General features: G+C 65.1%; 12 protein-coding genes and 2 pseudogenes. 4 read left to right on the top strand and 10 right to left on the bottom strand.

Translation table 11 applies throughout. The features are described 5' to 3' along the window. Positions 1-191: 191 nt before the first annotated feature. The 7 genes and pseudogenes from JIW86_RS03450 to JIW86_RS03480 all read right to left on the bottom strand — a co-directional run bounded on the left by JIW86_RS03450 (position 192) and on the right by JIW86_RS03480 (position 6,553). A pseudogene (locus JIW86_RS03450) lies at positions 192-913 on the bottom strand (HNH endonuclease family protein). Between the two features lie 201 nt (positions 914-1,114). Continuing rightward, on the bottom strand, positions 1,115-1,492 hold the full coding sequence (locus JIW86_RS03455) for a hypothetical protein (protein WP_257552438.1): 378 nt from the start codon (positions 1,490-1,492) through the stop codon (positions 1,115-1,117). Further along, complete coding sequence (locus JIW86_RS03460) at positions 1,489-2,691, bottom strand: CHAT domain-containing protein (protein ID WP_257552439.1); 1,203 nt, start codon at positions 2,689-2,691, stop codon at positions 1,489-1,491. Before JIW86_RS03460 ends, JIW86_RS03455 begins: the two co-directional genes overlap by 4 nt. A 68-nt stretch (positions 2,692-2,759) precedes the next feature. Further along, a complete protein-coding gene (locus tag JIW86_RS03465; protein ID WP_257552440.1) occupies positions 2,760-3,524 on the bottom strand; it encodes a hypothetical protein in 765 nt (254 codons plus the stop codon). Between the two features lie 11 nt (positions 3,525-3,535). After that, a complete protein-coding gene (locus JIW86_RS03470; protein WP_257552441.1) occupies positions 3,536-4,366 on the bottom strand; it encodes a hypothetical protein in 831 nt (276 codons plus the stop codon). Positions 4,367-4,606: 240 nt separating this feature from the next. After that, positions 4,607-5,424, bottom strand: a pseudogene (locus JIW86_RS03475) (IS5 family transposase). Positions 5,425-5,461: 37 nt separating this feature from the next. Beyond that, positions 5,462-6,553, bottom strand: coding sequence for an IS630 family transposase (locus tag JIW86_RS03480; RefSeq protein WP_257559205.1), 1,092 nt, complete (start codon positions 6,551-6,553; stop codon positions 5,462-5,464). Positions 6,554-7,082: 529 nt separating this feature from the next. Between JIW86_RS03480 and JIW86_RS03485 the strand changes: the two genes are divergently transcribed. The 4 genes from JIW86_RS03485 (at position 7,083) to JIW86_RS03500 (ending at position 9,594) form a co-directional block, all read left to right on the top strand. Further along, positions 7,083-7,253, top strand: coding sequence for a hypothetical protein (locus JIW86_RS03485; protein ID WP_257552442.1), 171 nt, complete (start codon positions 7,083-7,085; stop codon positions 7,251-7,253). A gap of 326 nt (positions 7,254-7,579) precedes the next feature. Further along, a protein-coding gene (locus JIW86_RS03490) for an IS5 family transposase (RefSeq protein ID WP_416237657.1) occupies positions 7,580-8,369 on the top strand; the annotation gives its coding sequence in 2 pieces (ribosomal slippage) (positions 7,580-7,896 and positions 7,895-8,369; 792 coding nt in all). Between the two features lie 152 nt (positions 8,370-8,521). Next, the gene (locus tag JIW86_RS03495) at positions 8,522-9,061 is read left to right on the top strand and encodes a winged helix-turn-helix domain-containing protein (RefSeq protein ID WP_257552434.1); all 540 of its coding nucleotides are present in this window, start codon (positions 8,522-8,524) and stop codon (positions 9,059-9,061) included. Continuing rightward, a complete protein-coding gene (locus tag JIW86_RS03500; RefSeq protein ID WP_257559204.1) occupies positions 9,058-9,594 on the top strand; it encodes a transposase in 537 nt (178 codons plus the stop codon). The genes JIW86_RS03495 and JIW86_RS03500 overlap by 4 nt, the downstream gene beginning before the upstream one ends. Here the strand turns inward: JIW86_RS03500 and JIW86_RS03505 are convergent. The 3 genes from JIW86_RS03505 to JIW86_RS03515 form a co-directional block, all read right to left on the bottom strand. After that, positions 9,508-10,305, bottom strand: coding sequence for a hypothetical protein (locus JIW86_RS03505; protein WP_257552444.1), 798 nt, complete (start codon positions 10,303-10,305; stop codon positions 9,508-9,510). The genes JIW86_RS03500 and JIW86_RS03505 overlap by 87 nt on opposite strands. Before the next feature lie 264 nt (positions 10,306-10,569). Continuing rightward, positions 10,570-10,842 (bottom strand): helix-turn-helix transcriptional regulator, encoded by a 273-nt coding sequence (locus JIW86_RS03510; RefSeq protein ID WP_257552445.1) that lies wholly within the window; start codon positions 10,840-10,842, stop codon positions 10,570-10,572. Positions 10,843-11,247: 405 nt separating this feature from the next. Further along, complete coding sequence (locus JIW86_RS03515) at positions 11,248-12,432, bottom strand: IS701 family transposase (RefSeq protein WP_257552446.1); 1,185 nt, start codon at positions 12,430-12,432, stop codon at positions 11,248-11,250. Between the last annotated feature and the right edge of the window lie 40 nt (positions 12,433-12,472).

Genomic DNA, 12,472 nt, shown 5'->3' on the forward strand with positions numbered 1-12,472 from the left:
GATTCCACGCGCCAGGTGGTGGGCTCGCTACCCCTCGGGTCCGGTCAGGTCGGTCTCAGCGGTGTGGGAGCCACCGGCGGCAAGGGTGGCTGCTTCGGCAACAGCTGCGGCACCGCCGCGGCTCGTGCTGTCACGGCTCGGAGGGCTTCAAGGGCGGCTCCGGCCAGTCGTCAGGTGATCTGTGTGGGCGGTCAGGACGCGCTCTCGTAGACGACGGTGGTGTTCGGGCAGTCCTCCGCGACCCCGAGCAGGGCCTGCCGCTCCGCGTCGTCGGCGGCCAGGTTCCAGCGCAGCTTCGTCGCGGTCCACTGGGCGGCGTACTCGCAGTGGTAGCCGCCGGCCGGGGAAGCCACTGGGCGGGGTCCTTGTCGGCCTTGGACCGGTTCGACTTCGCGGTGACCGCGATCAGCGTCAGCGGGGACGCCTGGTCGTTCGCGTACGCCTCACGCCGGGCCGCGTCCCACGCGAAGCCGCCCGAGTCGTGGACTTCGGCCAAAGGTACGAAATGGTCTACATCAAGGCCCGCGGCGTCCGTCACAACGACGTCGTCGTAGGGGCTCAGCCACGATCCGCCCGACATCTTGCAGCCCGGCGAGACCTGCGGAGCCTCTACGGCCTCGGACAGGATGACTTCCCTGCGGGTGTCACAGCCGTCGGTCGCGTTCAGCCCGCGGTTCCAGTGCTTGTACAGGTCCCGCTTGTAGCCCTCGCGCTGCTCGTCAGCCAGGGGGATCAGGTCGATCGCCTCGAACAGCGGCAACGGCGCACGGACTCCGGGGGCCCCGCCGATACCAAACGCAGCAGGGGCGGCCGCCAGAGTTCCGGCCGCATGCGCGGCGGGGGCGGTGGCGAGAAGGGGCAGGGCAGCGAGAGCGAGCGCGGGAAGACCACGCTGCAGCAGGTTCTTGATCACGCAGTGGGTTGTAGCGGTGCCCAGAACGCCGTGGCAGGCTCTGGGGCCACAAGTCACCCGGCCGGGGGGCGGCTTTCACCGCAGAAACGATCAGTGGATGCGCCGACCGGCACCAGACCAGCGCGCTGGTTCGCAGGGCTAGGCCGTCTCTTCCGGCATCTTGCCGGCCCGGCCAGCCCGACAAGATCCGGAAGAGACGGCCTAGGCGTCGGTGCGAGGAGTAGGCGGTAGGGTGCCGTCCTCCGGCCTTGTCAGCGGCCCGGCAGTCTCGTCGTCCTTTCGAACGAACGTGAAGGTGAGACCGCCACTGCCGCCAACCTCGCCACCGCTCCCCAGGATGCTGACCTTGCCCTTGGCGCTGACCTCAGCCGCCACCTCGACCTGCTGAAGCTGATAGTGGCCGATCTTGGCCTGGGTACTCGAGAGCGTCTCGGCCAATGCCTTCACGAACGTGTCGATTCGCTCACGGAGAACACCGACCGAGATGTCTTCTCGGACCAGCTCCACGTCACCGCGCCGCCGAAAGGAACGCTCTTCCATGGCGACACCGACGACCGAGATCGTGTCTTCGTCCGTCATTCTGGGGGTCTCCTCCCGGTTGGGTACTCCACACAGATGTCACCGTCGGCATAGGCTACGTAAACGAGCCCAAGTGGGTTCTTGTGTTCGAGGAGCAGGGCTTGCCTACTACGACGCAGCGAGTCGCTGAGTGAGCATCCTTCCAGAAAGCGGTCGTAGAATTCTTTGGAAAATGCGGCAGCTACCGTGTCGGGTACGGCGGTTTCGGTGCCAATGAATCCGGCATATCCCTGGCTCTGGAAGAATTCCGGAAGTGATGCTCCGGTGAAGACTTCGGTGGCAGCACTGGAACAGGCATTGAGGAAGATGAGTGGGAGGTTCGCCGCGGGAAGTGTCCCTCCGGTGGCCCGGCTCGCTCGGAGGAAAACTGACCGCGCATGAAGATTCATGAGGCGCACGTCGATAAGCGGCGTCTGTTCCCCTCTGAGTCTAATGGTTACATTCGACGGGGACACGACATCGCTATCACAGTGACAAGAGAAATGCAGCACGTGAGCGCGAAACTCGCCTGGGGGTACTCGTTCACATAGGATCTCTGCGACGATCTCCTCGATGCTGCTGACTCGGCCGGACGGCCAGGGCCCGAGCAGGATCAAGCGCGAGCCATGGCGCTCCATTTCCAGCATCTCCGCTGCTGCTTCCTTCAGCGAGATCTCTTGGAACATGCCGACTCTCAGACCCTCTGCATTGGGGAAGCAACTGACCCAGGAGTGGCCTTTCCAGACCAGGGGTAGGTGTGTCACGGGCGCACCCCTGATGTGGCGTCGAACGTTGGTAGCGTGCCCTATAAATCGTCCGATCGTTTCAGTCAGTGAATCATCGTTGCGGATCGGAGGACGCTCCTGATCGATCCGGAAAATTGGAACCAGTTCAAACGGAAGGATGGCATCCTTGTCGCAGACGACTTGAATGCATGGTACGCCGACCTCTTGTTCGTCGACGTCCGGCAGAAGTTGTTTCATGGTTTTGAGGAACTCTGGCATCTTTGCCCCGAACAGGACGTCCAGGACGCCCAGGCCGACGTCGTAGACCTCAGCCAAGCCTAGTTCGACCTCGCCCCACTCGGGCTTTAGCTTAAATTTCAGGCTGCGGCGTAGCACGTTCACGGCGTCCTGGAGCCGAATCCGGGCGTCCAGGACCGCGCCTGGTTTCAGTGGAAACCCCGCCTCCACGTCCTCGCTGCCGATGCTGCGGCGCACGTACAGCATCGGCTCCGGGCCCGAATGGATCTCGATGGCAACGGAAGGTCCTGTGAGAGGATCCACAATTAACCCTCGGTATTAACGGTGAGACGAAACCTGACAACGTGCACCAACCGGGTGTGCTGGTAGATGGCCACCCAAGCCGGATGCTCACCCCTGTGTGATGAACTGCGGACCCGAAAGTCCGATGTCACGGTGCCCTGCGATGTCTGGACCTCCACTTCGCGCCGGCTCGGCTGAATGACCAGCGCCTCGGTCTCCGGGATCAAGGCGAACCGAGCGATGTCCCCCGGTTGCCCAGCGATCGACATCGCCTCCCATCCGAGACCCCCTTCTGGTGCGCCAGCGCTCAACTGCACCCGCAACACGTAGTCGTTCCCGGGTGTGAGCGCCATGCCGCCTGATTCCGCCTCCACGAACACCCCCTCGGGGGTCTGGAGGGTGACTTGAACGGAACCGGTGAACGCGACGATCTCCGGGCCCCGAAGAGACCGTTGGACACTCGCGCCGACCATCGCGGCGATGGAACCTGCCAACTCCATGAACCCCTGGCCGCGAAGAGCCCGGCGAATCTTTTCCTGCACCACGTCGCCGACAGACTCGGAGAATTCTGCCCCTGCCTCTTTCAGTCGCTCGTCCAGCAGGCCAGACCACTCTTCCGCGTCTCGAAAGGACGCCGCCGGCCTCGCTACCGCCTGGGCAAACGCTTGAACCTGCTCATCCACACCTCGTGTCAGCAACTGCTGAGTGCACCCAAAGATCACCGCCCAGGAAATGATCTGGCTTTGATGATCCAACGCCCCAAAGCCCGGCACGAAGCCACCGGCCATAAGGGTCAGCCCTAGGACGGAAAAAGGGCACCAGTCGGAATTTTCAGAATCGCGGAGATGATCATCAAATTGAAGGGGACTAGCGTGCCGCGGACTTTGCTGAGTGAGAGGGCCGCGAGTAGGGCGGCGCCTACACCTCCTGCTAGCTCCACCAGTACGACGTCAGCAGCACGAGGCGCATCGCTGATCGGGCAGACAGAATGAGTCCCCGATTCGAAACACAGATCCAGTGCCCCCGGGTGCAGCACACCCAGGAGCGTGACGAGGCAGACCAGCAGCGTCATGAGTGAAACTGCGACAAGTAGAACATTACGCATCGCGCGCATGGATCCGTAGCCGTGTAGGCGCTCTTCGTTGGCTGCACGGAGAGCTCTGAAGGCGATTTCCCGATCAATAGGCAGCTTTTGTCGGCTGCATGCGTGCAGCATTTCATAGAACGCTTCCCGGCGCGGATCATCGGGTGCAAGATGACTGCGGACCCGGTGAGCGACCTCGGGAATCAGGTACTCGAATCGGTCTTGACTTGCTGCCTCGAGGAGCATGATCTCGGCCGCGTCGGAATGCCCGATCACATACTCCTGAGACGCGCCGTTCAGCTTGCGGAGCCACCTTCTCCCTTGGCGATCCGTGATCTCCCGCGTCGCCTCATCAAGGTGACTCAGCGCTTGCTCAACGAGTTCACGGTCGGGCGTGCCGGATGATGATTCGATGGCTGAGGCCAGCTCCCGCAAGGTGGCGATTCTCTCGCATGCCGCCCTGCGCCAGATCTGCTTGGTGGCGGGGGCCACGGAGCCACTCGTACGCCCCTGCTGCCGCTTCCCCTTTTCAACGGATTCCGGCATGCAGTGACCATCCCACTCCCGCAAGGGTTTGGGACCGCACTCTACGACGACACGCCACGATCGGCTGAAGTGCACAACGCCACGCCCGCCGAACGGCCGAAGCGCACCACCACTTACGAAGCCCGTCGACACCCGTAACGGCAGAATGGGCGGCACGTGCGTCCGAGTGTGAGATGCACCAACCACCCCGAGAGTCTGCGGTTGTGCGGATCCCCGAGCGTCTAGGGCCTTTCCTTCGGATCATCTCGCTGACCAGATGAAGATGGCGGCGAGGTAGACGGTCGCGGTCTTGTCGTATCGAGTGGCGAGGCCGCGCCATTGCTTGAGCTTGTTGATGCACCGCTCGACGGTGTTGCGCTGCTTGTAGGCCTGGCGGTCGAAGGCCGCCGAGCCGGCCCAGCCGCTTGCGGTTGGCGGCCTGGCCGGCTGGTTGCGGGATCACCGCCCGGATTCCACGCCGCCGCAAGTGGCCGCGGATCGCACGGGACGAGTAGGCCTTGTCGGCCAGGACTGCGTCCGGTGTGGTTTTGGGCCGTCCGATCGGCCTGGGCACCCGTAATCGGCCCATGACCTGGGCGAACGCAGGTGCATCACCGGCTTGGCCGGGCGTGATGACGAATGCGAGTGGTCGGCAGCGGCCGTCCGCGACGAGGTGGATCTTCGTGGTCAGTCCGCCGCGGGAGCGTCCGAGGGCATGGTCGGAGGGCTCGCCTGCCGGGGCCCCTTTGACGGGCCCCGGCGGCGTGCTGATGCGCGCGGACGATCGTGGAGTCGACCGCGACGACCCAGTCCAAGTCGCCCTCGGTGTCAGCCTGGGCCAGGAGGGCGGTGAAGGCCTTCTCCCAGGTGCCGTCGGCAGCCCACTTCCGCAGCCGGTTGTGGGCTCCCTTCCACGAGCCGAAGTGCTCGGGCAGGTCCATCCATGGCGTCCCGGTGCGGTACTTGAAGGCGATCGCGTCGATCACCTGCCGGTGATCACGCCACCGCCCACCCCGCTTCGGAGTCCGGTCCGGCAGCAACGGCTCGATGCGGGCCCACTGGGCGTCAGTCAACGACACACATCAACCAACGATCCGATGATCTGAAGGAAGCGGCCTAGTGACCTGAGTCAGAGATTCGGTGGCAGTAGGAAGCGACCTTGTCGAGGATTTCGTCGGCTGTCTTCGTCCAAACGAAGGGCCGGGGGTGGTCGTTCCAGTCGGCGAGCCAGGCCCGGATGTCGCGTTCGAGAGCCTGGACCGAGCGGTGGACTCCACGCTTCAGTTTCTTCTGCGTGAGCTCGGCGAACCACCGCTCGACCAGGTTCAGCCACGACGCGCTGGTCGGCGTGAAGTGCAGATGGAACCGCGGATGCGCCAGCAGCCACCGCTTGATGTCGGGTGTCTTGTGGGTCGCATAGGTGTCGAGGATCAGATGGACCTGAAGGTCCTCCGGGACCTCCTTGTCGACCTTGGCCAGGAACTTCTTGAACTCGGCAGCCCGGTGACGGCGGTGGAGTGAGCCGATCACCTTGCCGGTCGCGACCTCCAGGGCCGCGAAGAGGGTGGTCGTGCCGGCACGGATGTAGTCGTGACTGCGGCGCTCTGGAACACCGGGCATCATCGGCAGGACCGGCTGGGACCGGTCCAGAGCCTGGATCTGCGACTTCTCGTCCACGCAGAGGACCAAAGCCTTCTCCGGCGGATCCAGGTAGAGACCGACAACGTCGCGGACCTTGTCGATGAACAGCGGATCCGTCGACAGCTTGAACGTCTGCGACCGGTGCGGCGCCAGCGCGAACGCCCGCCAGATCCTCGAGACCGTCGACTGCGACATACCCGTCGCCGCGGCCATCGACCGGGTCGACCAGTGCGTCGCGTTCCTCGGCGTCTCCTCCAGCGTTTTCACGATCACCCGCTCGACATCCGCGTCAGTGATCTTCCGCGGGACACCCGGCCGCGGCTCGTCACCCAGCCCGTCCAGACCGTGCTCGAGGAAGCGCCGCCGCCAGGTCCGCACCGTGTCCGGCGCGATCCGCAACCGGCGCGACACCTCCATGACCGAGTGTCCCTCCGCGCACTCCAGCACGATCCGCGACCGCTGAGCCAAAGCCTGGGCCGTCGTGCGACGACGTAACCAGCCCTCCAAGACAGCACGCTGGGCATCAGTGACCGACAACGGCGGAATCTTCGGACCTGGTCGACTCATACCCAAACCAACGACAAACCTCTGACTCAGGTCACTAGCGGTCCAGCCGGTTGATGCGCCGCGGAGCCAGAACATCCTCGTCCCGAGGCGACGCTCGGCGATCAGCTTGGCGGCCGCCACCGCTGCCGTCTCATGCCCCTGGCCCTCGACCCTGATCACGTTCTCGTTGTCCATGCCCGGGAGAACCCGGACAGCCCGGAGCCGGTTCGCCCGTCCAGCCGGGACCACCCGATCGAGCGGCGCCGTCCGGCCAGGCGCGTCCACGCGACTGAAAGCCCCCCATTGACGTGTTCCGAGCCTTCGACACAGATCACCGAGCGGTTGGGAAGGTCACTGTCAACACGAACAGTGGTTGACCAAGCCCTGCCAGTGAGCCGGCGACGGGAGCCGAGGCCCAGGCGTATCACACCTCCGCGCACCCCAACCGATCGCCAGAGCCCACCCTTTGCCGAAGGGCGCTCATAACCTTCGAGCGGAGCTCGCGCCGATGTTCAGGCGGGCACTCCTTCAACCGTCCGTACCTGGTTTGGTGAGGTTCGAGAACATCCCGAATGAGCTGGTAGAGGGCGGGGTGGCGTCGGACGAGTTCGGCTCGGGCAGAAAGGGTTGCGGCCTTGAGTACCGGAGTGTCTGGGGAAACAGCTTCCGCGATGGCGATGACATCGGCGACTTGATTGCGCAATTGCTGGTTTTCGTCTGACCGTTGGAGTAGGACAGCAAAGAGCGTGCGTCGGGCCATGAGTCTCGAGAGTTCCTCCGCGCTGCCCATGTGAAGCCGCCGCCAGGGAAGCGGGTCAAGGCTGCGGGGCGCGCTTGCCCTCGCGCTTGGAGCAACCTCGTCCTGGAGTACCCGGAGCTGCCGGCGCCACCGGTGGAGGAGTAGCGGATGGGCGAGGAGGTCATCGCGGTCATTCTGGCGACCTGCGTCGCTGAGAGCTCGTAACAGGATCTTGCTGAGATGTCCTGGTCAGCCGTGACCGGTGTGACGATTCGGCCGTTCGGGATGGTGTGAGTACTCGGCCGTGGATCGTGGATGACGACTTGTGGGCACTGATCGAGCCGCTGCTGCCGCCCTGGCCGACGAGGTCACCAGGGCCGCGGCCGGTCGCTGACCGGCTGTGCCTGCAAGGCATCTTGTACGTCCTCTGCAACGACATCGCCTGGCAACTCCTGCCCCCTGAGCTGGGGTTCGGCTCCGGACAGACCTGCTGGCGAAGGCTGGAGCGGTGGCAGCAGGCCGGGGTCTTCGACCAGCTGCACCGCATCCTCCTCGCCGAGCTGAACGCGGCCGGCCGCCTCGACTGGTCCAGGGCATGCGTGGACGGCTCCCACATCCGCGCGAAAAAGGGGCGCCGACACCGGTCCGTCGCCGGTCGACCGGCGGAAGACGGGCAGCAAACACCATCTGATCTGCGACGGACGCGGCACCCCGCTCAAAGTCATCACGACCGCGGCGAACGTCAACGACGTCACCCAGACCCTCGCCCTGGTCGACGGCATCCCACCCGTGGCGGGCCGACCCGGCCGTCCGCGCCGTCGTCCCGAGGCCCTGCTCGGAGACAAGGGCTACGACTCCAACCCCAACCGCGAGGAGCTGCGTAAACGCCGGATCCTGCCGGTCATCTCCCGCAAGGGAGCCCCGAACATCAAGGGTATGGGCAAGCTCCGCTACGTCGTGGAACAGACCTTCGCCCTGCTCCACCACTTCAAACGACTCGCCGTCCGATGGGAACGCCGCACCGAACTCCACGACGCTTTCGTCTCCCTCGCCTGCAGCCTCATCTGCTGGAGACGCCTCAACAAGCCCAGCTCATGATCGTGTTACGAGCTCTGAGCACACGATGCCGGAAATCGGAATCGTCACATGAGCGCAGCCGTTCGACTTCTGGGGTGACCGGGGCCGTTACTGAGGTTTTCGGGTTGTCGTCGGGTAGTGACGGTTGATGATCCCTGCGGTATGCCGGTGAGGTGAGGTATCCAGAGGGCGGGGGCCTGACCGCTGAGCGTCGGGCGTTTCGTGAGGGGATCCGGCTTCAGGCCGGCGTGCGGTTCGCGGCGGGTGAGAAGACCGCGGTCATCGCGAAGGACCTGCGGGTGAGTGTGCGGTCCGTGGAACGCTGGCGCCGTGCCTGGCGCGAGCGCGGCATGGATGCCTTGCGCTCGACGGGTCCGGCGAACGCCCCGACCGTCACCGATGAACAGTTCGCTGTGCTCGAGGAGGAACTCGGCAAGGGGCCGTCGGCACACGGCTTCGAAGACGAACGCTGGACCCTGGCCCGGGTCCAGACCCTGATCCGTCGGCATCTTCGGGTGAGCCTGTCGGTGGCGACGGTGTGGCGGCTGCTGAGACGGCACGGCTGGTCCTGGCAGGCGCCCGCCCGCAGAGCCCTCGAGCGTGACGAGCACGCGGTGGAGCTGTGGAAGAAGGAGGTGTGGCCGGGGGTAAAAGCCTCGCGGCGGCGTCCGGTGCCTGGATCGTCTTCGAGGACGAAGCCGGCTTCTCGATGACTCCGCCCCGTGCCCGCACCTGGGGCCGGCGCGGACAGACCCCTGTCATCCGTGTGCGCGGCAGGTCCCGCCGCCGGACCTCGGTCGCCGCGCTGTGCTGCTACAAACCCGGTGAACACAGCCGTCTCATCCACCGGCCCCGCACTCATCTCCTGCTCAAGGGTGCACGCAAGAGCTTCTCCTGGAAGGACTACCGCGACCTGCTGGTGCGGGCTCACATCCAGCTCGGCGGCCCGATCGTGGTGGTCTGGGACAATCTCAACACCCACCTGGCCGCGGGGCTGAAACATTACGAGGCCGAGCACGACTGGCTCACCACCGTCCGGCTCCCGCCCTATGCACCCGACCTGAACCCCGTCGAGGCCGTCTGGTCACTCGTGCGCAGAGCGATGGCCAACACCGCCTTCGCCACACCCGACGACCTCGACCGCACACTCCGCCGCGAGTTACACAGAATCCAACTCCGACCCCACTTGGTCGACGGCTGCCTCACGGCCACACATCTGGCCATCGACCCACCGACCCCACCCTGAAAACCTCAGTAGCAACCCCCGATCGAAGGCGCGCGCGATGGTTTCCTCAGGTGATCTCGCTGGGGTAAGGACGCTGGGCGATGCGCCGGCTTCCGTAGCGATACGCACGAACAGCTCGTTGAACTCGACGCGAAGGTACTGCGCCAGCCACCGATGGGCCTGTTCACGAGGGTCGTCGGTCGCCGCACGATGGACAACTTGACCCTGGAGCATGAGGTCCCTGTCGCGCTGCCGCTGCAGCTCGGTCTTGGCTTCCTTGAGCCGACGCCTTACCGCGTCGTCCTGCCATCTCCAGTGTTCGACTTGATCATCTTCTCGTCGGCCGCTCAGGCAAAGCTCTTCCCTGCGTAGCTGCAGGCGATGACGCGCGTACGTGAGGGCGTCGATGGACGCCCGGATGCGATCGTCACCGTAGAGCAGGTCGGTCAGCCCAGTGCGTTCGGCCCCGCACGCTTCAGCCACTGCCACCTTGGCGTAGTCGAAGAATGAGAAGGAGATCTGGTCGGCCAGCTCGTGCAGTGGAAGGCGCCAAGGCTCAGGATATGAAGGCCGTAGCGCGCGCAGACCTGGCCCGGCCAGGCGCGGTGCCGACTGCTGCAGCTCATTGCGTGAGGCTGGTCGAGGTGACGGGGTCACGCCGAAGCGGACATCGAGGTAGCGCAAGGTCCGGCCACGGTGCAGAACCGGGATCGGCTTGTTGCGCAGGTCCACGCAGGGTGTCTGCCTGATTGCATCACAGGTGGGGCAGGCAGCCGACCTGACATCTGCTGACGTCAGGTACCAAGGCTTCCGGGCGGCGGGCGTACCCGCTGTTTCGAAGGTGCTCACGCCCGCGAGGGTGCCTGCCGCACCACTTGCGGCCCCGCTCCGCGGCCGTTGCGTACGGCTCTCGGCTGTATCGGCTCGACCAAACACCCAAGCTCCGCACTTACGTACGACCCTGCGGGGCGAGGAGGGTGAAGTTTCAGTCCGCAATCAGAGAGGTCCACCTGCTGAGGGCTGGGGTGGTTCATGCCCCTGGCAGAGCGCTCCGAGGATTTCGCCGATGGGCGTACCAAGGGCGTGCGCGAGGCGGTGCCACGTCTGGAGGCTCCCGACCGTACGACCCTGTTCGATCTCGATCAAGGTCCGTCGAGCCAGGCCGCTGCGCTCGGCAAGTTGATCGTAGGTCCATCCACGAGCAGCTCGGAGGCGCGACAACTCCAAATGCAGGGCCTTGAGGTTCGGGGCTGGCGGAGGAGTCGTCACCTGGCTATCGCACGGTGCGGCACCCCAGCGTGTCAGTGCAGAGGTCTGCCCTATTTGATCAGATCTGCACCGCAGAGCCGTAGTGCAGAGGTCTGCACTACGGTGTGCGGCCGTCGACCACGTGCGAAGCAGGTGGACTCGGATTCCACGTCGCGAGGAGGCCACACCCATGAAGATCGATCCCGTAAGCAAGGTCGACCGCCTCTGGACGATCACGATCCGGGCGGAGGCAGGAGACCTAGTACTGCAACGGTCTTTGCTCTGACAGGTTGGCAGTCTCTGGTGGTGTGTGGCCGCGTTGTTTGTAGTGGCTGGTGCGGGCCTGGAACTGTCGTCTGCGGCGCCAGTGTGACCAGTGCAGGACGTGTTCGACGGGTGCTGGTCGGCGGTGGGTGAGGCGGGTGATCAGGCGTCGGATTTCGGGGAGGGTGAGGGGTATGAGCTGGGAGGATCCGTTTCTGCTTTCCCTGTGTTGGCCTCGCGGGCCTTCAGGACGGTGAGGCAGACGTGGGCGGCCATGGCGAGGGTGATGTGGCGGTGCCAGCCGGGATATCGGCGGACCTGGTAGTCGTCCAGGCCGCATTCCTGTTTCGCGGTCTGGAAGCATTCCTCGACCGCCCACCGGCTGCCCGCAACGTGAATGAGTTCGTCGAGGGTGGTCTCGGCGGGGCAGTAGGCGATGTAGAAGGAGATCTGGTCGGGCCGGCTCACGCTTCGGCGGGCGATGACCCAGTGCCGGCGGTCCTCGCGGTGCCAGGGCCGGACCTCCACGCGTGCCCAGTCGTAGACCCGCGGGCCGTGGGCGCCCATCCCGCAGGAACGACGCTTCCACTTCTGCCTCGCAAGGCCGTTGAACAGGTCGTGGACCGGGTGGTCCATGGCCCAGCGGGAGACGACAGTGTCGTGCCGGGTGGTGGCCATGACGTGGAAGACATCAGCCCGCTCCAACTCGGTCCGCCAGCCCTTGGAGAAGCCGTAGGCAGCGTCCGCGGTCACCCAGCGGAACGGGATCTTCTCCGCGATCGCCCGGCGGACCATCGCCTTGGCGATGACCACTTTCGTCTCGAAGGCGACCGTGTCCTCGATGCCCGCGGCCCGGCACCGTTCCCGGTCATCGGTCCACGACGTGGGCAGATACAAGCGGCGGTCGATCAGCGTGCGACCGCGTTCGCCGGCATAGGCGAGGAAGACACCGACCTGGCAGTTCTCCGTGCGGCCCGCCGTTCCCGAGTATTGGCGCTGGACGCCGGCCGAGCGGATGCCCTTCTTCAGGAAGCCGGTGTCGTCCACGATCAGGACCGCTTCGGGGTCACCGAGATGCTCGAAGACGTAGTCGCGGACGTCGTCGAGGACTTCATCAGCGTCCCAGTCGCACCGGTTCAGCAGCCGGTGCATGCGGTCCGGGCCCCCATGCCCAGCCTCTTCCGCGAGTGTCCAGCCGTTCTTCCGCTCCAGCGGAGATACCAGACCCCGCATATACGCCAGTGCCGACTCACGCGGCTCCGACCGGGCAAACCGGTGCACGAACCGCTCATGCACCTCACCCAGACCCGCCGCCCACGCCCTCACATCACCAAGTACCCCACCCATATCCAGACCAACGACCAACCTGGCCACCAGTCACACCAAA

It is taken from the genome of Streptomyces sp. NBC_00162 (assembly GCF_024611995.1).
In the GTDB taxonomy this organism is placed as follows: Bacteria; Actinomycetota; Actinomycetes; order Streptomycetales; family Streptomycetaceae; genus Streptomyces.

Excerpts from the sequence above, each read along its gene's own strand:
- JIW86_RS03480 (WP_257559205.1), bottom strand. The coding sequence starts at position 6,553 with ATGAGTCGACCAGGTCCGAAGATTCCGCCGTTGTCGGTCACTGATGCC.
- JIW86_RS03465 (WP_257552440.1), bottom strand. The coding sequence starts at position 3,524 with ATGGCCGGTGGCTTCGTGCCGGGCTTTGGGGCGTTGGATCATCAAAGC.
- JIW86_RS03455 (WP_257552438.1), bottom strand. The coding sequence starts at position 1,492 with ATGACGGACGAAGACACGATCTCGGTCGTCGGTGTCGCCATGGAAGAG.
- JIW86_RS03470 (WP_257552441.1), bottom strand. The coding sequence starts at position 4,366 with ATGCCGGAATCCGTTGAAAAGGGGAAGCGGCAGCAGGGGCGTACGAGT.
- JIW86_RS03500 (WP_257559204.1), top strand. The coding sequence starts at position 9,058 with ATGACTCCGCCCCGTGCCCGCACCTGGGGCCGGCGCGGACAGACCCCT.
- JIW86_RS03515 (WP_257552446.1), bottom strand. The coding sequence starts at position 12,432 with ATGGGTGGGGTACTTGGTGATGTGAGGGCGTGGGCGGCGGGTCTGGGT.